The following is a 20,594-nucleotide window of genomic DNA, read 5'->3' as shown; positions in this document are numbered from 1 at the left end:
GCAAGCGAAGCGAGCCACAGTCCAGAACACCGCGGGACCGGCTTTGCCGGACCGCTGGTGTTGCCCCCTGCAAGGGGGTTGGCGCAGCGACACGCAGTGCGCGAAGCCTGGGGGTGTTTCATAACAAGACTCGGCGGAAGTCGGTGAGGACTTGGCCGAAATAGGCGTTGAAGCGGGCAGCCGATGCGCCATCAATCACCCGGTGGTCCCAGCTCAGCGACAGCGGCAGCATCAGCTTGGGCACAAACGCCTTGCCGTCCCACTTGGGTTCGATCGCGCTCTTGCATACGCCCATGATGGCGACTTCCGGGGCGTTGATGATGGGCGTGAAGTAGCGCCCGCCAATGCCGCCCAGGCTGGAGATGGTGAAGCAGGCACCGCTCATGTCGGCGGGCCCAAGCTTGCCGTCGCGGGCCTTCTTGGCCAGTTCGCCCATTTCGGTGCTGATCTGGACCACACCCTTTTTGTCGGCATCCTTGATGACCGGGACGACCAGGCCGTTGGGCGTGTCTGCTGCAAAGCCAATGTTGAAGTACTGCTTCATCACCAGTTGGTCACCGTCCAGCGAGCTATTGAAATCGGGGAACTTCTTGAGCGCGGCCACGCTGGCTTTGATCATGAAGGCGAGCATGGTGAGCTTGATGCCCGCCTTCTCGTTTTCCTTGTTCATCTGCACGCGGAAAGCTTCCAGTTCGGTGATATCGCAGTCGTCGTGGTTGGTGACGTGCGGAATGATGACCCAGTTGCGGTGCAGGTTAGCGCCGCTGATCTTCTTGATGCGCGACATGTCCTTGCGCTCAACCGGGCCGAACTTGGCAAAGTCCACCTTGGGCCAGGCCAGCAAACCCAGGCCGCCGCCGCCATCGCCTGCGGGGCCTTTGGCTTGGGTTGCCGCCATGGCCGCCGTCTTGACCGCGCCGGACATAACCGAAGCGGTGAAGCTTTGCACGTCGGCATCGGTGATGCGGCCCTTGCGACCCGTACCCTTGACTTCGGCCAGGGGCACGCCGAGTTCGCGGGCGAACTTGCGGACTGAGGGCGACGCGTGGGGCAGAGCGCCGGTGGGGGCGACGTTGGGATTATGGGCCGCGGGTGCAGCGGCAGCGGGGGCGGCAGCGGGGGCGGCAGCGGCTGGTGCCGGTGCAGGGCTGGCAGCGACAGCGGCCACAGCAGGTGCTGCGGCAGGGGCGGCCGCTGCTTCTGCGGGAGCCGCAACACCTTCCAGAATCGCCAGCAGGTCGCCGATGTTGACGGTGTCGCCCATCTTGACCTTGAGCTCTTTGAGCACGCCAGCCGAAGACGACGGGATTTCCATCGAAGCCTTGTCGCTCTCGACGGTGATCAGCGACTGCTCTTGCTTGATGGTGTCGCCGACCTTGACCATGACTTCGATGACGGTCACGTCCTTGAAGTCGCCAATATCGGGAACGAAGATCTGGACCGGGCCGGAAGCCGCCGGTGCCGCGACTAGTGCGGCTGCAGGCGCTGCTACAGGAGTTGTAGCTGCTGGTGCAGGTGCTGCCTGGGCAGGAACCGCTTTTGGTGCCTCAACTGCAGCAGCCGGTGCGGCGGCAGCGCCACCGGCGGCTTCAAGCATCACCACCAAAGAGCCCTGCTTGACCTTGTCGCCTAGGGCGACCTTGATCTCTTTGACCACACCGGCGCTGCTGGATGGGATTTCCATCGAGGCTTTGTCGGATTCGACGGTGATCAGCGACTGGTCGGCCTTGACGGTATCGCCGGGTTTGACCATCAGCTCGATGACGGTCACCTCGTCAAAGTCCCCAATATCGGGGACATGAATTTCAATCAATGCCATGTTTGTGTCTCCAAAGTTGCGCGCAGGACCAGCTTGAATGGCCCTGCAGGTTCTATCTAGTTGAGGACAGAGCAAAGTTCACTGCGTGTAACTCTTGGTCTGTCCCACAAGGCCTCAGGCATACAGCGGATTAACCTTGTCGGCCTGGATACCGTACTTGGCAATCGCTTCGGCCACCTTGGCCGCTGGCACAGTGCCGTCTTCGCTCAGCGCCTTGAGGGTGGCGACCACAATGTAGTGGCGGTTGATCTCGAAGTGCTCGCGCAGCTTGCTGCGGAAGTCGCTGCGGCCAAAACCGTCGGTGCCCAGCACTTTGTAAGTGCGGCCGGTACCGTCGCTGTTTTTTGGGATGAACGGGCGGATCTGCTCGGCGTAGGCCTTCATGTAGTCGGTGGACGCAATGACCGGACCGGCGTGGCCCGCCAATTGGTCGGCCACGAAGCAGCTACGGGGTTTTTCCAGCGGGTGCAGCAGGTTGAAGCGCTCGGCATCCTGGCCGTCGCGGGTCAACTCGTTGAAGCTAGGGCAGCTCCAGACGTTGGCAGCGATGCCCCAGTCGGCTTCAAGCAGCTCTTGCGCGGCCATGGATTCGCGCAGGATGGTGCCCGAGCCCAGCAGTTGCACGGTGCCCTTGCCGTTGGCGGCAGGCTGGCACAGGTACATGCCCTTGATGATTTGCTCCTCCGTGCCAGCGGTAAGGCCGGGCATGGGGTAGTTTTCGTTCAGCAGGGTCAGGTAGTAGTAGACGTTGTCCTGCTTTTCGACCATGCGCTTCAGGCCATGGTGCAGGATGACACCGACCTCGTGGGCGAACGTGGGGTCGTAGCTGATGCAGTTGGGAATGGTGTTGGCCAGAATATGGCTGTGGCCATCTTCGTGCTGCAGGCCTTCGCCGTTGAGCGTGGTACGCCCCGAGGTGCCACCCAGCAGGAAACCGCGGGCTTGCATGTCGCCCGCAGCCCAGGCCAGATCGCCAATGCGCTGGAAGCCGAACATCGAGTAGTACACGTAGAACGGCACCATGATGCGGTTGCTGGTACTGTAGCTGGTGGCCGCAGCGATCCAGCTGGACATGCCACCGGCTTCGTTGATGCCTTCTTGCAGAATCTGCCCGGCCTTGTCTTCGCGGTAGTACATGACCTGGTCTTTATCGACCGGGGTGTACTGCTGGCCCGCCGGGTTGTAAATACCGATCTGGCGGAACAGGCCTTCCATCCCAAAGGTACGGGCTTCGTCCACCAGGATGGGCACCACGCGGGGGCCCAGGGCCTGGTCGCGCAGCAGTGTGGTCAAAAAGCGGACATAGGCTTGGGTGGTGGAGATTTCACGGCCTTCGGGCGTGGCTTCCATCACGGTTTTGAAGGTCTCCAGCGCGGGCACGGTGAACTGCTCGTCGGCCTTGACGCGCCGGTGTGGCAGGTAGCCGCCCAGGGCCTTGCGGCGCTCGTGCAGATACTGCATTTCGGGAGTGTCGTCGGCGGGCTTGAAGAACGGAATCTCGGCCAGTTGGCTGTCTGGGATCGGGATGTTGAAGCGGTCGCGGAAGATTTTGATATCTTCGTCGGTGAGCTTCTTGGTCTGGTGGACGTTGTTCTTGCCTTCGCCGCTCTTGCCCATGCCGAAGCCCTTGACGGTCTTGATCAGCAGCACGGTGGGCTGGTCTTTGTGGTTGACCGCCTTATGGTAGGCCGCGTAAACCTTCTTGGCATCGTGGCCGCCACGTTTCAAGGCGAAGATTTCGTCGTCGGTCATGTGGGCGACCATCTCCAGGGTGCGCGGGTCGCGACCGAAGAAATGCTTGCGCACGTAGGCGCCGTCGTTGGCTTTGAAAGCCTGGTAATCGCCGTCCAGCGTGTCCATCATCAGCTTCTTCAAAGCGCCGTCTTTGTCGCGGGCCAGCAGAGGGTCCCACTCGCTGCCCCACAGCAGCTTGATGACGTTCCAGCCGGAGCCACGGAATTCGCCTTCCAGTTCTTGCACGATCTTGCCGTTGCCGCGCACCGGGCCGTCCAGGCGCTGCAGGTTGCAGTTGACGACAAAGATCAGGTTGTCGAGCTTTTCGCGCGCGGCCAGGCCGATCGCACCCAGGGATTCGACTTCGTCCATTTCGCCGTCGCCACAGAACACCCAGACCTTGCGGTTGGCGGTGTCGGCGATGCCACGGGCATGTAAATACTTGAGGAACCGGGCCTGGTAGATGGCCATCAGCGGGCCCAGGCCCATGGAGACGGTGGGGAACTGCCAGAAATTGGGCATCAGCTTGGGATGCGGATAGCTGGACAGGCCCTTGCCGTCCACTTCCTGGCGGAAGTTGAGCAACTGCTCCTCAGAAAGGCGGCCTTCCAGGTAGGCACGGGCATACACGCCAGGGGACACATGGCCCTGGATGTACAGGCAGTCGCCCCCGTGGTTTTCGTTTTCGGCATGCCAGAAATGGTTAAAGCCAGCGCCAAACATATGGGCCAGGGAAGCAAACGAGCCGATGTGGCCGCCCAGATCACCGCCGTCTACGGGATGGTGGCGGTTCGCCTTGACGACCATGGCCATGGCGTTCCAGCGCATGTAGGCACGCAAGCGTTCTTCGATCTCGATGTTGCCGGGGCAACGCACCTCTTGCTCGGCGGGGATGGTGTTGACGTAGCCAGTGTTGGCCGAGAAAGGCATGTCAATGCTGTTTTGTCGCGCATGTTCCAGCAACTGCTCCAGGAGAAAGTGGGCACGATCCGGGCCTTCGCTTTCGATAACGGCGGACAGCGCGTCCATCCACTCGCGGGTTTCCTGGCTGTCTGCGTCGGTTTGCGCAGCTCCTGACAGGCTTTCGGGTACAGCTGACATGCTTTGTCTCCTAGGTTGGGTAGCGGTATTTTGATGGTTTGGCACGGCTTTTTAAGGCGGCTAGTCTATTTTTGCATAAAAGTTTGCAATTTTCAATATATGGATACTGATTTCATAATGTGGTTTAAAAGCGCTTTAAACTGCGTAAAAACACGCATAGTTTTTTGTGCCTTTGGGTTCTAAGCGGTCAGTCCCCTACACTTCACCCATGCCCCAGCGCCCCTCATCCTCTTCTCAAATGCCCGCGGCACTGGCGCCCGCACGCTGGTGGAAGCGTTGGTGGGGCCGCCAAACACCACACCGGCAAGACCGTTTTGCCATGCTGGCACCGCTGATTGCGGTGCTGATGTTTCTGGCCGCCATTGGCTCGTCTTTCATGTATCTGCGGCTCGAAGAAATTGACCGCGAACAGGAAGCGGTGAAGCGCGATGTGGAGTACACCCAACAGCAGATCCGCCTGCGCCTGCTGGAGCGCCAAGAGCAATTGATGCGCATTGGCCGCGACATCTCCAACGAAGAGGTGGATGCCGAAGAATTCATCAGCCGCGCCGAGTCGCTGGTGGCGCAACACCCCGATCTACAGTCCGTCAGCTGGATCGACGAGCGCCGTCGTATCAAAGCCAGCTACGCCGCGCCCAGCCTGCCCACGCCCCAGGTGCGCGCGGTGGACACCCTGCTCCGGCCCGGTGGCGACACCGAAAGCACCTTCAGCCTGGCGCGCGACCTGCAGCAGCCGGTATACGCCCAGCCCGCGGGTACACCCGACAGCGTGGCTCTGCTGCAACTGCACATTCCGCTGTCCGACCGCGGCCACTTTGCGGGCGTGTTGCTGGCCGAATACTCCAACGAGAGCCTGCTGCGCTATGGCGTGCCCGCCGAGGTGCTGGCCAAGTACGCAGTGGCCCTGCTCAACGGCAACGGCCAGGTGCTGGCGGGCAACGCAGCGCCTATCCATATGGTGGGCGCCCGGCTGCTGCCCTGGTCCAGCCAATCGGAACCCTATGAAGTGTCGGTGTCTCCGGTGGGCAACGGCCTGGTGCTGCGGGCCCAGGCCTACCGCACCTCGCAGGGCGTGATCGGCAGCGGCCTGTTTTGGCTGGTGGGGGCCTTGAGCATCTTGACCGCCTGGATGCTGATCGGCAACTGGAAGCACACCCGCCGCCGCCTGCAGGCCCAGCAGGCCCTGGTGTCAGAGACCAACTTCCGCCGCGCCATGGAAAGCTCGATGCTGACCGGCATGCGCGCGCTGGATATGCAAGGCCGCATTACCTACGTCAACACCGCGTTTTGCCGTATGACCGGCTGGAGCGAATCCGCCCTGGTGGGCCACACCGCACCGTTTGTGCACTGGCCCGAAGAAGACCGCGATTACCTGGTGGCCCGGCTGGAAGACGAGCTCAATGGCCGCACCCCGCCCGGCGGCTTCCAGGTGCGGGTGAAACGGCGCGACGGTAGCGTGTTTGATGGGCGGATGTATGTGGCACCGCTGATCGACGCGGTAGGCAAGCAAACCGGCTGGATGACCTCAATGACCGACATCACCGAGCCGAACCGCGTGCGCGAGCAGTTATCTGCATCGTATGAGCGGTTCACCAAGGTGCTGGAAGCGCTCGATGCTTCTGTTTCTGTAGCACCCATCAACAGCCACGAACTGCTGTTTGCCAACAAGCTATACCGCCTCTGGTTTGGCGTGCAAACCGAAGGCCATGAAAAACTGGTAGCCGAAGCCGGTGTGCCCAGCATCCCGGCCAGCGACGAAGCCATGGACGATGATGTGGATGCGTTTGTCGGCCTGCCCACCGACAGCCTGACCGATACCCAGTCTGAAAGTACCGAAGTCTTTGTGCCCGAACTGGGCAAGTGGCTGGAGGTGCGCACCCGCTACCTGAGCTGGGTGGATGCCCGCCTGGTGCAGATGGTGATTGCCACCGACATCACACCGCGCCGCCGTGCCGAAGAGCAATCTGCCGCCCAGGCCGAGCGCGCCCAAAGCTCCAGCCGCCTGATCACCATGGGCGAGATGGCCTCCAGCGTGGCCCACGAGCTGAACCAGCCGCTGGCCGCCATCAGCAACTACTGCAACGGCATGGTGTCGCGCATCAAAGGCCCTGGCATTGCCGAAGCCGACCTGCTGGCCGCACTGGACAAAACCGCCCGCCAAGCCCAGCGCGCGGGCCAGATCATCCAGCGCATCCAGTCGTTTGTAAAACGCAGCGAACCCAACCGCAGCCTGTCCGACGTAGAACACATGGTGGTCGAGGCCATGGAGCTGGCGGGTATCGAGCTGCGCCGCCGCAATGTGCGCCTCAGCCATTACGTCGCCGCCCGCCTGCCCCAGCTGCAGGTGGACCCGATTCTGATCGAGCAGGTGCTGGTGAATCTGCTGCGCAACGCTGCTGAGGCCATTGATTTGGCGCAGCGCCCCACGGCCAACCGCAATATCGAATTGCGGGTGGTGCCCAAGGCGGTGAACGACAAGGCCGGGATCGAGTTTTCGGTGGCCGACACCGGCAACGGACTGGCCCCCGAAGTGAAGGAACGGCTGTTCGAAGCCTTCTTCTCGACCAAGGCCGAAGGCATGGGCATTGGCCTCAATTTGTGCCGCACCATCGTCGAGTCCCACCTGGGCCGGATGCAGGCAGAGAACCTCTACAATGGAAATGAAGGCACAGGGTGCCGTTTTTCATTCTGGATACCGTTGGCGCAAACCTTTGTCACGCAAAATAGTGCACAGAGTGGCCCAGCAAACACCCCCGAACTTTTACGTTAACCCCCGGAGTGACTGCATGAGTTTGATCCCCAAAAAAGGTACTGTGTACGTGGTCGATGACGACGAAGCCGTCCGCGACTCGTTGCAATGGCTGCTCGAAGGCAAGGACTACCGGGTTCGTTGCTTCGATTCGGCCGAGTCCTTTTTAAGCCGCTTCGATGCCCGTGAGGTGGCCTGCCTGATCGTCGACATCCGCATGGGCGGCATGACCGGCCTGGAGCTGCAAGACCGTTTGATCGAACGCAAATCGCCCTTGCCCATCGTCTTCATCACCGGCCACGGTGACGTGCCCATGGCGGTGGACACCATGAAAAAAGGTGCCATGGATTTCATCCAGAAGCCTTTTAAAGAAGACGAACTGGTCGGCCTGGTCGAACGCATGCTGGAGCACGCCAAAGAAGCCTTCACCGACCACCAGCAAGCCGCCAGCCGCGGCGCGCTGCTGTCCAAGCTGACCTCGCGCGAAAGCCAGGTGCTGGAGCGCATCGTCGCTGGTCGCCTGAACAAGCAGATCGCCGACGACCTGGGCATCAGCATCAAGACGGTGGAAGCGCACCGCGCCAACATCATGGAAAAGCTCAATGCCAACACCGTGGCCGACCTGCTGAAGATTGCCCTGGGACAGATCGCTCCGAAAACCTGACGCTACTGAATTTGTAGCACCCTACGCCCGTTTGATAAGCATCAGCGGGCGTTTTTACTTGATATTTTGAAACCATGACCGCTGAACTGATCGATGGCATCGCCCTCTCCCGCACCCTGCGCCTGGACGTCGCCGCACGCGCCGCCAACCTGAAGGCCCACGGCATCACCCCTGGCCTGGCCGTCATCTTGGTGGGCGAAAACCCGGCCAGCCAGGTCTACGTGCGCAACAAGGTCAAGGCCTGCGCCGACGCGGGCCTGCACTCGGTGCTGGAGCAATATCCGGCCGACCTATCGGAGGCCGAACTGCTCAAGCGCATCAGGTTTCTGAACACCGACCCGGCCATCCACGGCATTCTGGTGCAGTTGCCACTGCCCGCGCACATCGATGCGCAAAAAGTCATCGAGGCCATCGCCCCGCTGAAAGACGTGGATGGCTTCCACATTGCCAGCGCCGGTGCGCTGATGACTGGCACCTCGGCCTTCCTTCCCTGCACGCCCTACGGCTGCATGAAGATGCTGGAGAGCATCGGCTATGACCTGCGCGGCAAGCACGCCGTGGTGATCGGCCGCAGCAATATCGTCGGCAAGCCCATGGCCCTGCTGCTGCTGCAAAAGAACGCTACCGTCACCGTGTGCCACAGCGCCACCGCAGACCTGAAAGCCATGACCCTGCAGGCCGACGTGATTGTGGCCGCAGTGGGCAAGCGCAACGTGCTGACCGCCGACATGGTCAAGCCCGGTGCCGTGGTGCTCGACGTGGGCATGAACCGCACGCCCGACGGCAAACTCTGCGGCGACGTAGACTTTGACGGCATCAAAGAGGTCGCCAGCTACATCACCCCGGTGCCCGGCGGGGTCGGCCCAATGACTATCACCATGCTGCTGGTCAATACCCTGGAAGCTGCGGAACGATCTGTTGCACCTTGAATCCCACGAGCCCAACGCCATATCACCACCATGACCAATCCACTGCTCGATAACCCCTTGTTAAATTTTGGTGACCTGCCCCTGTTTGACCAGATCCAGCCGGAGCACGTAGGCCCCGCGATGGACAGCCTGCTGGCCCAGGCCAATGCCGCGCTGGAAACCGTCACCCAGCCCGATTTCCCCGCGCAGTGGAAGGCCATCTCCAAGGCCCTGGACGTGAGTGCCGAGCAACTGGGCCGTGCCTGGGGCGCGGTAAGCCACCTCAACAGCGTGGCAGACACCCCGGCCCTGCGGGCAGCCTACAACGAGGCTCTGCCCCGCGTCACCGAGTTCTGGACCCGCCTGGGTGCCGACGAGCGCCTGTACGCCAAGTACAAGGCCGTGGACACCGCCAGCCTGAACCCCGAGCAGCGCCAAGCACACACCAACGCCATGCGCAACTTCGTGCTCAGCGGTGCCGATCTGGTGGGTGCGGCCAAAGAGCGCTTCGCCCGCATCCAGGAGCGCCAGGCCGAGATCAGCCAGAAGTTCAGCGAAAACGCGCTGGATGCCACCGATGCCTTTGCCTACTACGCCGCGGCCGACGAGCTGGATGGCGTACCCGCCGACGTGCAGCAAACCGCCCTGGCTGCCGCCAAGGCCGAGGGCAAAGAAGGCTACAAGCTCACCCTGAAGATGCCCTGCTACCTGCCGGTGATGCAGTTCGCCACCTCCAGCGCGCTGCGCGAGCGCCTGTACCGCGCCTACGTGACCCGCGCCTCCGACCAGGCCGAAGGCGATGCCACCCAGTTCGACAACTCGGCCATCATTGCCGAGATCCTGGCGCTGCGACTGGAGGAAGCCCAGCTGCTGGGTTACGCCAACTTTGGCGAAGTCTCGGTGGTGCCCAAGATGGCGAAATCACCTCTGGAGGTAACCCGCTTCCTGCGCGACCTGGCCGTACGCGCCAAACCCTATGCCCTGAAAGACGTGGCCGACCTGCGCGCCTTTGCGGCAGAGCACCTGGCCCTGGCCGACCCGCAGCCCTGGGACTGGTCTTTCATCGGCGAAAAGCTCAAGGAAGCACGCTATGCCTTCAGCGAGCAAGAGGTGAAGCAGTACTTCACTGCGCCCAAGGTGCTGGGCGGCCTGTTCAAGATCATCGAAACCTTGTTTGAAGTAGCCATCCGCAAAGACAGCGCGCCCGTGTGGCACCCTTCGGTGGAGTTCTATCGCATCGAACGCGGCGGTCAGCTCGTAGGCCAGTTCTACCTCGACCAACCCGCCCGCACCGGCAAGCGCGGCGGTGCCTGGATGGACGACGTGCGCGCCCGCTGGCTGCGCCCCGACACCGGCCAATTGCAAACCCCGGTGGCCCACCTGGTGTGCAACTTTGCCGACGGTGTAGACGGCCAACCGCCGCTGCTCACCCACGACGACGTGACCACGCTGTTCCACGAATTCGGCCACGGCCTGCACCACATGCTGACCCAGGTGAACGAGCGCGACGTGTCCGGCATCAGCGGCGTGGAATGGGACGCGGTGGAACTGCCCAGCCAGTTCATGGAAAACTTTTGTTGGGAATGGGATGTGCTCAAGCACATGACCTCGCATGTGGTCACCGGCGCTGCTCTGCCCCGCGCGCTGTTTGACAAGATGACGGAAGCCAAAAACTTCCAGAGCGGCCTGCAGACCCTGCGCCAGATCGAGTTCTCGCTGTTCGACATGCTGCTGCACACCGAACACGACCCCGCCCTTGATTTCATGCCCCTGCTGCGCCAGGTTCGCGACGAGGTGTCCGTGCTGCAGGCGCCGGCCTTCAGCCGTACCGTGCACACCTTCAGCCACATCTTTGCGGGTGGCTACGCCGCCGGTTACTACAGCTACAAATGGGCCGAGGTGCTCAGCGCCGATGCCTACGCCGCGTTCGAAGAAACTGCCGGGTCCGATGGCCTGCCCAGCATTGAAACGGGCCGCAAATACCGCGAATCGATTCTGGAAGCCGGTGGCAGCCGCCCGGCCATGGAATCGTTCAAAGCCTTTCGAGGCCGCGAACCCACACTGGACGCACTCTTGCGCCACCAAGGCATGGCAAGCTGATGGCACACCCCCAGGGTTCAGTGCAAGCGCTTTTCGCCCCCCCCTTGCAGGTGGCGATACCCGTGGCCCGGCAAAGCCGGTTCCACGGTATCTCTGAAAAGTAGCGTTTAGGCCGCCATAGTTGGCAATGTAGCTGGCAATGTAATCACGCAAAATCTAAGAGGATGACGACCATGCGCCCAACCCTGTTCACCACCGCCCTGGCCTGCGCCGCGTTGGCCCTGGCCGCCAGCACCCAGGCGCAAACCGTGTACCGCATCGTCGGGCCGGACGGCAAGGTGTCGTTCTCCGACCAGCCCCCGCCCACCACCAGCAAAGCCAAAGTCACCACGGCAGCAGCCAGCGGCGGGAGCGCAAGTAACGCGTCACTCCCCTTCGAACTCAAAGAAATCGTGCAGCGCTACCCGGTCACGCTGTACACCAGCGCCAACTGCAGCCCCTGTGCCAGCGCCCGCAACTTTTTGACCTCGCGCGGCGTGCCGTTCACGGAGCGCACGGTCAACAGCAACGAAGATATTGCGGCCCTGCAAAGCATCAGCGGCGACACTACGCTGCCTTTTGGCAGCATTGGCAGCCAGCAGCTCAAGGGCTTTGCGGATGTCGAGTGGGCACAGTACCTGGATGCTGCTGCCTACCCCAAAGCCTCGGTGCTGCCCGCCAGCTACAAACCCCCAGCCCCCCGGCCATTGGTAGCCAGCAAACCGGCAGCTGAACCCGCCAAGCCCGCTGCCCCCGCTGCCGATACAGCGCCTGCGCCAACGGCACCTAACCGCAGTCCCACCGGCATCCAGTTTTAGCAACGCAGCATCTGCCATTTTGCTACTGAATATGTAGCTATAAGCGCATATACAGCATGCGCTAAATGCCAATTTTTATCTGAATAGCAACAGGGCTTGCTCTATTTGCACGGCCTGTAGATCGCTCCTGTATCGCCCGCATGTCACCTGTTTAGAGGATGCCGCAGACACGCCTTCGGCCTAAGCTGTGTGGGTGCTCGGAACTTCGGATCGGCTGAATGTTCTGCCTGCGCGCACACCCTATGGGGTCAGGAGACTTGCATGCCAGCCATCACCGCACAAAACGCGCTTACGCTCAGCGCTAACTGCTACACACCCGACCACAAGCCGTATTGGCGTCCGATACACCGGATAGACACGGTCGGCGGTGATGTGCAACAGGTGATTGCAGCCACCAACACCTACCCTTTTGAACGGCTTCTGTACGCAGAAGGCGACTCCTGGTTCGACAAGTTCACCCCTATCGGCTATGAAGGTACCAACCTGCTCGATGCCCTGCGTCTGCCCGTGTTCGCCGGGGTTGTGGATGTGTCCCATATTGGCGACATTGCCGCCGATATGGTGCGGGGCCACCAGGCCACCCAGACCAAGGCCATGTTCAAGCTGTTTGACTTTGATGCCATCCTGTACTCAGGCGGTGGTAACGATCTGAAAAACCTTTTTGCTGAGTTGTATGGCCATAAAGCCGAAGCCAAAGCCAAAGGCCTGCCTGTCGGCCCTGCGTTACAAGCCCAACTGGACCTGTTGGAAACACCGGATGCCGATGACTTTTTTGACGGTGTGGTCGGCAACATCCAGGCTTTTGTGGCCCTGCGTGATGTCAGCCCCCGGGCTAGAACCAAAGCAGCACCGATTTTTGTCAACGGCTACGATTACCTGCAACCCCGCCCGGTAAAAGGGGCCATTTTCGGCGGTGCACTCAAGGTTGCGGGTCCGTGGCTCTACCCCAATATGCATGCTGCGGGTTTAAGCGATGCGCAAATGCTGGCAGTCACCCAATCGGTTATCGACAAGTTGAACCAGCTACTGGTCACAAAAATTGCAACCCTGAACAACGTATATGTGGTGGACCAAAGAGGCCTGTTGACGCTGGCAGCAGCTGGCTCCACAGCCCCGTCGGGTGATTGGATGGATGAAATCCACCCCACCGCCGACGGCTTCTTGAAGCTCACCCGCAACCGTTGGGATGTCGCCTTGGCCAACGCGCTGGGCCTCGCCCCTAGCCCGGGCGATACACGGCCAGCGGTCGACTCACACTAACGCCAAGGTCTTTACGCCCTGGGCTGTGCCCAGCAAGCACACGCTGGCCTTCTGGTGGGCAAACACGCCCACGCACACCACGCCGGGCCATTGGTTCACTTGCGACTCGAACGCCAGCGGGTCGCTGATCTGCAGGCCGGTCACGTCCAGAATGTGTTGGCCGTTGTCGGTGACCAAAGGCTTGCCGTCTTTTTGGCGCAGGGTGGCCGCACCGCCCAGCGCAGCGAACTGGCGTGTGACTCGGTTGGTGGCCATGGGAATCACCTCCACCGGCAGCGGGAATTGGCCCAGCGTCTGCACCAGCTTGCTCTCGTCTGCAATGCAGACAAACTGGCGCGACTGGGCGGCCACAATCTTTTCGCGGGTCAGCGCCGCGCCGCCACCCTTGACCATGTAGCCCTGGTGGTCGATCTCGTCCGCGCCGTCGATATACACCGCCAGCTCGCCCACAGCGTTGGCATCAAACACGGGAATGCCCAAGGCCTGCAGCCGCGCCGTGCTGGCCTCGGAGCTCGACACTGCGCCCTTGACCTGGTCTTTGATGGTGGCCAATGCGTCGATGAACTTGTTGACGGTAGAGCCCGTGCCCACACCCACAATTTCGCCAGGCACCACGTAGCGCAGCGCAGCGTGGCCGACCAGGGTTTTGAGTTCGTCTTGGGTGAGTGCGGGAATGAGGTTGGTCATCTGGGAAAATCCAAGCTTAAGTAGAAAAAACTCCAATTATCCAATGCCCTTTATCCCCTACGCCCTGGCCCGTCCGTTTCTATTTGGCATGGACCCCGAGGCAGCCCATGACCTCACCTTGAACGCTATCGCCCGCACCCAGGGCACGCCGCTGGAATGCCTGTACCGCCAAACGCGGGTTAGCGACCCCATCACGTTAGCGGGCCTGCAGTTTCCCAACCGCGTGGGCCTGGCGGCGGGGCTGGACAAGAACGCGCGCTGCATCGACGGATTGGGGGCCATGGGCTTTGGTTTTGTGGAGGTAGGCACGGTCACGCCATTGGCACAGCCCGGCAACCCGCAACCCCGCATGTTCCGCCTGCCTGCGGCGCAGGCGCTGATCAACCGGCTAGGCTTCAACAACGGCGGCCTGGCGGCTTTTGTGGCCAATGTGCAGCGGGCGCAGTTCCGCCGCAAGGCGCAAGGCCAGCCGATGCTGCTGGGCCTGAACATTGGCAAAAATGCGGCCACCCCCATCGAGCGCGCCACCGACGACTACCTGCTGGCGCTGGATGGCGTGTACCCGCATGCCGATTACGTCACGGTCAACATCTCCAGCCCCAACACCAAGAACCTGCGCGCCCTGCAAAGCGACGAGGCGCTGGACGGCCTTCTGGGGGCCGTGGCCGCACGCCGCGCCGTACTGGCGGTGCAGCACGACAAGCAGGTGCCGATTTTTGTAAAAATTGCACCCGACCTGGATGCAGCCCAGATCGCCGTGATCGCCGCCACCCTGCTGCGCCACGGTATGGACGGGGTGGTGGCCACCAACACCACCCTGGCCCGTGACGCAGTCAAGGGTATGCAGCATGGTGAAGAAGCCGGTGGCCTGAGCGGGGCTCCGGTGTTGGATGCCAGCAACCGTGTGATCCGCCAACTGCGCACTGCCCTGGGCCCCGCCTACCCCATCATCGGTGTCGGCGGCATCCTGGGCGCAGCAGATGCTGTGGCAAAAGTCGAAGCCGGGGCCAACGTGGTGCAGATCTACACCGGGCTGATCTACCAGGGGCCCGCCTTGGTGCAACAGGCGGCCTTGGCTCTTAAAAATATGAAGAAATAGGCCTCAAGCGCATATAAAACATGCGCCTATAGCTATTATTTATGTAGCACGGGCAGTTCGAACAATGTGCGCTCGGTGAAATGGGCATCGGCCTTGATTTGCCGCTCGGTATAGGGCAGCTTGACCCACTCGCCCGCCGCGTATTTGCGGGTTTGGTCGCTGAAGTGCGGGTTGGCTGGATCAGACGACTGGCTGTAGGTCAGGATGCCCTCGGCCACCGGCCCGGCGTGGTCCCAGGTGACAAACTGGATATAGCTGTTGCCATACGCGCCGGCATTGGTAATGGGGTCGGCCGTATAGATAAAGCTTCCGGGGGCGACCTGGGTTTTGACACCACGCCAGTTGTTGAAGGTTGCGCGGCTACCTGGTAGTGACAGCACTCCTTCGGCGCGCTGGACCACTTGAACATCCTGGGGGCGTACACGGCGCTTGGCGGGGTTGTCAAACTGCGGGCTGGCCACCAGCGCCTCCAGTTGCGCCATGCCTGCAGCCAGGTTGGCTGTGCCGCTGGGGGTTTCTTGCGGGTCGGCCGGGTTGAATGGCACGCTCCACCAGGACGCATCGTTGAGCTCGCCCAGCGCAGCATACAGCTCGTAGAACAACACCGCGCCCTGGCTGGCTGGCGTGTAGGCCGTGTTCCAGTCCTGCAGCACGCCACAGGCATCCAGGGCGGCCGGTGTCGCACTGGTGCTGGCCAGGCAACCCGACACAAAGCCAGGCAACCATTTTTCGGCCTTGAAGAAGCGGCTCTTCAGGTAGAGCTGCTGCAGATTGGCCATCGTGAAGCGGTAGCCGCCCTGCCCGTCGGTACCTGCCAGGCGGTCACGCACCATGGCGTGGCCGGTACGGGTGCGGTTGTTTTGCGGCATCGCTTCGGCATTTGGCCCGGTGGCGATGATCTTTGCAAAACCGGTCAAAAAAGTGTTCAAACCAGGCCACCAATGGCTATCGTTGGAATTCATGGCGTAGTCCGGGCGCTTCACCCAGGGCCGTCCAGCCGCTGCAATGCTGCCTGACCAGTCGCAGGCCGCCGTGGTACCGGCCATCACCACCACGCCGGTACGTGCCATCAATGGTTGGAACGGTGGGGGCACGCAGGCGGCCAATTGCGCGTCGGGCACATTGGCGGCAACCGAGTAATTGGCGTACAGGGTGTCTCCGGCTTTGTCGGCGGCAATGGTGTTGACCCAGGGCATCGCGTTGTAAGTGGCCAAGGACTGGCGCAGGCCCTCCACGCTGGTGGACTTGCCGTTCAAGACCACCTGGTCGATGAGTTGGTAGTTGCGCACGTTGGCATATTGAAACGCATACGCACTGCCGGTGGTCCAGGCAAAGCTGCTGTCCTTCAGCATGGGGCCATATTCGGTGGTGTACAGGGTGCGCTGGATCTGGACCTGCTTGCCGTCTGCGCCCAGAGCCGAAACCGTCAAGGGCACGGCCTGCATGGCGATGGATTTACCGTCTTTCAGATAGCGCGTGGGATTACCGGGGTCGATCGCCAGGTAGCGCAGCGTGAAGCGGCTGTCGGTCGAAAAGGTGTGGGTCCAGGCGACGGTGTCGTTAAAACCGATCAACGGCACCGGCGCACCCAAGAGCGTTGCGCCCATCACGTCGTAGTTTTCACTGGGCACGGTGATGTGCACCTGGTTCAGCCGCAAAGCCCCCCACCACGGGAAATGCGGGTTGCCCAGCAACAAGCCCTTGCCGGTTTGCGTAGCATCGCGCCCCAAACCCAGACCGTTGGAGCCAATGGTGTGGTCGCGCACGCGCTCAAACGCCATCAGCACCGGAGAATGGACAAAGTCGGTGACCGGGGCAGCTTTTGCGACAGGCGCAATCGGTGGCACGGCACTGCCTATGGCCCCGATAAAAGCCATCGCGCTACCGGTCATGGCCACTTGTGAAAACCGCAAATAGGCATCGTCTTCGGTCATCGGTTGGACCCAGGGCTTGCCCCTGCAGGCGACAGGCAGCTTGGCCAGCCCGGTATCGGTCAGATAACGGTTGTAGCCCGTGGCAAAACCATCGGCCAATGCGTGGGTGTCTCGACCGGAGCCCGCCTTGAACCGGGCTGCCTGGGCGGGGCCGAGCACCAGTTTGTAGAAAAAGTCGGAGTCGAGGTTGCCAAACACGGTGCCCAATGGGCCCAGGTAACCGCCGGTAGCACCGAAATATTTGGCCCACTCACCGTGCAGCGTGACCAGTTCCTCTGCAAACAAGCACACATTTTGCTGCGCAAATGCATAACCATAGCCATAGCCCGCGCCGGTAAAACTGTCCGCCACAATGTGCGGCACGCCATAGGACGTGGTGCGGATGGTGGCGGCGTATTCTGTGGGCAAACAACCGGTGAGCAGTGCCGCAGCGGCTACCGTCCAAAGGCCGCACCGCACAGCGCTTGGATGGCACAGTGACTGAATGGCTTGCATGCAATTCCCCTTGTATGGTTCTCCAAGACCGTTCGAATACAAAAATATGCAGTTGGAACGGAACTTAAAAAGAGTACTGGGAAAAACACTTTACAGCCACCGCACACCGCCTTTATGCCCTCCATTTTGAGGAAGGAATACGGTCAGCAATACGTGTAGCTTCAAGGTCTTGTGCTCAAGGCTCTGGCGCACAAGGCGTCCGCCCGGCCAGACTAAAGCGGCATTAAACCGTTCGACGGCAGGTTTTCATCCAGCAGCTTCGGCCCCGTCTCTACCCCCGCTACCGGCAGCCCCTTGGGGTCCAGCAGACCAATCTGCACCAGCACGCTGGCCTGGGTCCAGTAAATGTGCCCATGGAAGAGCTTGTCGCCGCGGAACTTGACCACCGCCAGCACCGGAATTTCGCCCCGCCGACCGGTAGGTGCCACGCCGGGCAGCATCCACGGAGTCTCGGTGGTGTGGGTGAAGCAAACAGCATTTCATCCACCACCAAGATCGTACCGACCGTGCGAAAAAGTGCCTTAAGCGCGTAATCTACCTACGCCAGTAGCTATTAAATTAATAGCAATCAACCCTGCAGCAGTTGCAGGGTCGCCGCAAACAAGGGCGAGCTGCTGTCGGCCAGTGTCAACACGATGTCGAAGTGGTTGGTGCCGGGCGTGTCCACCCAGTCGCCGGGCAGGCAGCGGGCCTTCCAGGCGGCCAAAAAGTCGGTGGACTGGCGCTTGAACTCGGTGCTTTCATACTCGCCGCAGCAGACCAAAATTTTGCCGGCCTGCGCAGACCCTGCCGGGGGAATGGCAAAGCGCGGGCTGTTGCGTACGGCACAGGCTTCGTCCATTTGCATCCAGGTGTTGGGCAGCAAAACCGTCAGCGGCTGCAGGTCGAACAAGCCGCTGAGCAGCACAGCCCCCTTCACCACCTTTTTCGGCACCTGGTAGTCGGCATGCCAGGCACCCGTGACCAGCATGCCTGCCAGATGGCCGCCCGCCGAACTGCCCGAGACATGGATGCGCTGCGGGTCACCGCCGTAACGCGCAATATGGTGGAACACCCAGGCGGTGGCCTTGCGCACCTGGTCCACGATGTGGTCCAGCGAGGCGGTGGGCATCAGGTCGTAATCAACCACCACCACGGTGATCCCGGCCGCATGCAGCGCGGGCACCACGCAGGCCGAGTCTTCCTTGGTCAGGGCGCGCCAGTAGCCGCCGTGGATAAAGACGAAGACCGGGGCGTTGGGCACCTTGGCCGGGTAAATGTCCAGCAGCTCGGTGGGGCTGTCTCCATACCGCTGATTGGCTACGCGCTGGGGCCAGGCCAGCACCGGCGCGCTCTGCGCACGGTATTGCGCCAGCACCAGGCCCACATCCTGGACGGACAAACGGGCGTTGTACTGGCGGTCGTAATAAGTCTGCACGTCAGCGGGAACAGAGGTCATGGTGTCTCAATTGGGTTGGGCTACAAAAGCATCGGCAAAAAAGGCCGTGGGGCGCATGCCGCACTGTACGGCGAAGTCGCGCCGGGCCGCTTCGACCATGGGCGGTGCGCCGCAGGCATAGACCTCGTGGCCCGACAGATCCGGGTGGTCCTGCATCACGGCCTGGTGCACAAAGCCGGTACGGCCAGCCCAGCCATCGGCTGCAGTGGCATCGGACAGCACCGGCACATAGTGCAATCGGCCTGCCAGCGCCTGCTGCCACTGTTCGCACAGGGTGTGCAGATACAAATCCTGGCGCGTGCGTCCGCCCCAGTACAGGTGGAGGCGGCGCTGGCTGCCAGTGGCTATGAGCTGCTCCACCAGGGCCTTGATAGGCGCAAAACCGGTGCCACTGGCCAGCAGAATCGCCGGTGCATCGCTGGGTGTGTGCATACCAAAGGTGCCGAAGGGGCCTTCGATGCGCAGCACGTCACGGGCTTTGAGCTTGCCGAACACCTGGCCGGTGAACAAGCCGCCGGGGAGGTGGCGGATGTGCAGCTCCAGCGTGTCTGCGCCGGGTGGCGTGGCCAGCGAGTAGCTGCGCCGCCGATTGCCGGGTAGCAGCACGTTGACGTACTGGCCGCAGGCATAGTGCAGATGTTGGCCTGCGGGCGGCTGCAACTGTATGCGCACCACGTCGGAGGCCAGCCGGTCCATCGCGGCCACGCGCACCGGCAGCTTGCGCACCTCGATACCGGGGATATGCGGAATCTCGGCACATTCCACCTGCACAGCGCTAGTGGCACTGGTGCAGCACAGCAGGCGCAAGCCTTGCGCGGCCTCTTCCGGGCTGAGCGCGGGGGCATCGGGCAGCAACCTCTGGGTGTCGCCGCTGACAACGCGGGATTTGCAAGCTCCACAGGTACCGGTTTTGCATTGGTGCGGCAATAGCAGGCCCGCACGGGCCGCTGCATCCAGCAGGCTTTCGCCCTCCTGGGCGTTGAAACAGCTCCCGCTGGGGAACAAGGTGATGGCATGGGTGCGCAGCGCGGCTGCGACCGGCCGGTCTTCGGCAATATCCAGCATGGGTTGGACCTTAAAAAGCTTGGTTACACAGTGAGGTAGCGGGACCAGAGGCTGCGGTCGGCATTGAGTGCAGCCGAGTCGCCCTGCCACACCACGCGCCCGCGCTCCAGAATGGCATGGCGGTCCGCCAGGCCGACCAGGCGGTGCACGTATTTATCAACCACCAGAATGGTCTGCCCAGCCGCCTTCAGCGTGGCCAGGCAGCGCCAGATTTCCTCGCGGATCACGGGAGCCAGGCCTTCGGTGGCCTCGTCCAGGATCAACAGGCGCGGATTGGTGGACAGCGCGCGGCCAATGGCCAGCATTTGCTGCTCGCCGCCGGATAGCTGGTTGCCCAGGTTGTTCTCGCGCTCTTTCAGCCGGGGAAAAGTGGCGTAGATGCGCTCCAGAGTCCAGCTGTCGCGCAGACCGTTGCGGTTATCGGCAAAAGCCAATAAATGCTCGCGCACCGTGAGGTTGGGAAACACATGCCGCCCCTCGGGCACGATGGCCAGGCCGAGCCGTGCAATCGCATCTGCTTTCAGACCACGCACCGACTGACCGGCAAACTGGATGTCGCCTGCGATGGGCTTCAGCGCCCCGACGATGGTCTTGATGGTGGTGCTCTTGCCCATGCCGTTACGGCCCAGCAGCGACACCACTTCGCCCGCCTTTATTTGCAGGTCGATGCCAAACAGCACCTGGCTGGCACCGTAGCCTGCTTCGATGGCACGGCAATGCAATAGCGCGTCAAGGGTGGCCATC

General features: G+C 61.9%; 14 protein-coding genes and 1 pseudogene. 7 read left to right on the top strand and 8 right to left on the bottom strand.

Going from position 1 to position 20,594, the window contains the following annotated elements:
- Positions 1 to 118 precede the first annotated feature (118 nt).
- The gene (aceF, locus tag AC097L_RS18720) at positions 119 to 1,819 is read right to left on the bottom strand and encodes a dihydrolipoyllysine-residue acetyltransferase (RefSeq protein WP_479588230.1); all 1,701 of its coding nucleotides are present in this window, start codon (positions 1,817 to 1,819) and stop codon (positions 119 to 121) included.
- Between the two features lie 114 nt (positions 1,820 to 1,933).
- Entirely contained in the window at positions 1,934 to 4,654 is a 2,721-nt protein-coding gene (gene aceE / locus AC097L_RS18715; RefSeq protein WP_479588227.1) for a pyruvate dehydrogenase (acetyl-transferring), homodimeric type, read from the bottom strand.
- 208 nt (positions 4,655 to 4,862) lie between these two features.
- On the opposite strand from aceE, the gene AC097L_RS18710 reads away from it, so the two are divergent.
- The 6 genes from AC097L_RS18710 to AC097L_RS18685 all read left to right on the top strand — a co-directional run bounded on the left by AC097L_RS18710 (position 4,863) and on the right by AC097L_RS18685 (position 13,132).
- Positions 4,863 to 7,424: a PAS domain-containing sensor histidine kinase gene (locus tag AC097L_RS18710; protein ID WP_479588225.1), complete on the top strand. Its 2,562-nt coding sequence runs from the start codon at positions 4,863 to 4,865 to the stop codon at positions 7,422 to 7,424.
- Positions 7,425 to 7,440: 16 nt separating this feature from the next.
- A complete protein-coding gene (locus tag AC097L_RS18705) occupies positions 7,441 to 8,067 on the top strand; it encodes a response regulator transcription factor (RefSeq protein ID WP_295950912.1) in 627 nt (208 codons plus the stop codon).
- 74 nt (positions 8,068 to 8,141) lie between these two features.
- Positions 8,142 to 8,996, top strand: coding sequence for a bifunctional methylenetetrahydrofolate dehydrogenase/methenyltetrahydrofolate cyclohydrolase FolD (gene folD, locus AC097L_RS18700; RefSeq protein WP_479588222.1), 855 nt, complete (start codon positions 8,142 to 8,144; stop codon positions 8,994 to 8,996).
- A gap of 30 nt (positions 8,997 to 9,026) precedes the next feature.
- Positions 9,027 to 11,075, top strand: coding sequence for a M3 family metallopeptidase (locus AC097L_RS18695; protein WP_479588220.1), 2,049 nt, complete (start codon positions 9,027 to 9,029; stop codon positions 11,073 to 11,075).
- A gap of 164 nt (positions 11,076 to 11,239) precedes the next feature.
- Positions 11,240 to 11,872 (top strand): DUF4124 domain-containing protein, encoded by a 633-nt coding sequence (locus tag AC097L_RS18690; protein ID WP_479588219.1) that lies wholly within the window; start codon positions 11,240 to 11,242, stop codon positions 11,870 to 11,872.
- Between the two features lie 261 nt (positions 11,873 to 12,133).
- The gene (locus AC097L_RS18685; RefSeq protein WP_479588217.1) at positions 12,134 to 13,132 is read left to right on the top strand and encodes a hypothetical protein; all 999 of its coding nucleotides are present in this window, start codon (positions 12,134 to 12,136) and stop codon (positions 13,130 to 13,132) included.
- Here the strand turns inward: AC097L_RS18685 and rpiA are convergent.
- The gene (rpiA, locus tag AC097L_RS18680) at positions 13,124 to 13,819 is read right to left on the bottom strand and encodes a ribose-5-phosphate isomerase RpiA (RefSeq protein WP_479588216.1); all 696 of its coding nucleotides are present in this window, start codon (positions 13,817 to 13,819) and stop codon (positions 13,124 to 13,126) included. The genes AC097L_RS18685 and rpiA overlap by 9 nt on opposite strands.
- A 43-nt stretch (positions 13,820 to 13,862) precedes the next feature.
- Between rpiA and AC097L_RS18675 the strand changes: the two genes are divergently transcribed.
- Entirely contained in the window at positions 13,863 to 14,918 is a 1,056-nt protein-coding gene (locus tag AC097L_RS18675) for a quinone-dependent dihydroorotate dehydrogenase (RefSeq protein ID WP_479588214.1), read from the top strand.
- Between the two features lie 35 nt (positions 14,919 to 14,953).
- On the opposite strand, the gene AC097L_RS18670 is transcribed toward AC097L_RS18675, so the two are convergent.
- The 5 genes and pseudogenes from AC097L_RS18670 to AC097L_RS18650 form a co-directional block, all read right to left on the bottom strand.
- Complete coding sequence (locus AC097L_RS18670) at positions 14,954 to 17,260, bottom strand: penicillin acylase family protein (RefSeq protein ID WP_479588213.1); 2,307 nt, start codon at positions 17,258 to 17,260, stop codon at positions 14,954 to 14,956.
- Between the two features lie 299 nt (positions 17,261 to 17,559).
- Positions 17,560 to 17,864: pseudogene (locus tag AC097L_RS18665) on the bottom strand (dienelactone hydrolase family protein); the annotation flags it as partial.
- A 51-nt stretch (positions 17,865 to 17,915) separates the two neighbouring features.
- Positions 17,916 to 18,785, bottom strand: coding sequence for an alpha/beta hydrolase (locus AC097L_RS18660; RefSeq protein WP_479588211.1), 870 nt, complete (start codon positions 18,783 to 18,785; stop codon positions 17,916 to 17,918).
- A gap of 6 nt (positions 18,786 to 18,791) precedes the next feature.
- Entirely contained in the window at positions 18,792 to 19,850 is a 1,059-nt protein-coding gene (locus AC097L_RS18655) for a CDP-6-deoxy-delta-3,4-glucoseen reductase (protein WP_479588210.1), read from the bottom strand.
- A gap of 23 nt (positions 19,851 to 19,873) precedes the next feature.
- Positions 19,874 to 20,593, bottom strand: coding sequence for an ABC transporter ATP-binding protein (locus AC097L_RS18650; RefSeq protein WP_479588208.1), 720 nt, complete (start codon positions 20,591 to 20,593; stop codon positions 19,874 to 19,876).
- Between the last annotated feature and the right edge of the window lies 1 nt (position 20,594).

The sequence above is a fragment of the Rhodoferax sp. RT5P35 genome, from assembly GCF_056521385.1.
Note: the sequence above shows the minus strand (reverse complement) of the source record. Positions and strands in the feature narration are given on the sequence as shown.

Excerpts from the sequence above, each read along its gene's own strand:
- aceF (WP_479588230.1), bottom strand. The coding sequence starts at position 1,819 with ATGGCATTGATTGAAATTCATGTCCCCGATATTGGGGACTTTGACGAG.
- aceE (WP_479588227.1), bottom strand. The coding sequence starts at position 4,654 with ATGTCAGCTGTACCCGAAAGCCTGTCAGGAGCTGCGCAAACCGACGCA.
- AC097L_RS18710 (WP_479588225.1), top strand. The coding sequence starts at position 4,863 with ATGCCCCAGCGCCCCTCATCCTCTTCTCAAATGCCCGCGGCACTGGCG.
- AC097L_RS18705 (WP_295950912.1), top strand. The coding sequence starts at position 7,441 with ATGAGTTTGATCCCCAAAAAAGGTACTGTGTACGTGGTCGATGACGAC.
- folD (WP_479588222.1), top strand. The coding sequence starts at position 8,142 with ATGACCGCTGAACTGATCGATGGCATCGCCCTCTCCCGCACCCTGCGC.
- AC097L_RS18695 (WP_479588220.1), top strand. The coding sequence starts at position 9,027 with ATGACCAATCCACTGCTCGATAACCCCTTGTTAAATTTTGGTGACCTG.
- AC097L_RS18690 (WP_479588219.1), top strand. The coding sequence starts at position 11,240 with ATGACGACCATGCGCCCAACCCTGTTCACCACCGCCCTGGCCTGCGCC.
- AC097L_RS18685 (WP_479588217.1), top strand. The coding sequence starts at position 12,134 with ATGCCAGCCATCACCGCACAAAACGCGCTTACGCTCAGCGCTAACTGC.
- rpiA (WP_479588216.1), bottom strand. The coding sequence starts at position 13,819 with ATGACCAACCTCATTCCCGCACTCACCCAAGACGAACTCAAAACCCTG.
- AC097L_RS18675 (WP_479588214.1), top strand. The coding sequence starts at position 13,863 with ATGCCCTTTATCCCCTACGCCCTGGCCCGTCCGTTTCTATTTGGCATG.
- AC097L_RS18660 (WP_479588211.1), bottom strand. The coding sequence starts at position 18,785 with ATGACCTCTGTTCCCGCTGACGTGCAGACTTATTACGACCGCCAGTAC.
- AC097L_RS18655 (WP_479588210.1), bottom strand. The coding sequence starts at position 19,850 with ATGCTGGATATTGCCGAAGACCGGCCGGTCGCAGCCGCGCTGCGCACC.
- AC097L_RS18650 (WP_479588208.1), bottom strand. The coding sequence starts at position 20,593 with ATGGCCACCCTTGACGCGCTATTGCATTGCCGTGCCATCGAAGCAGGC.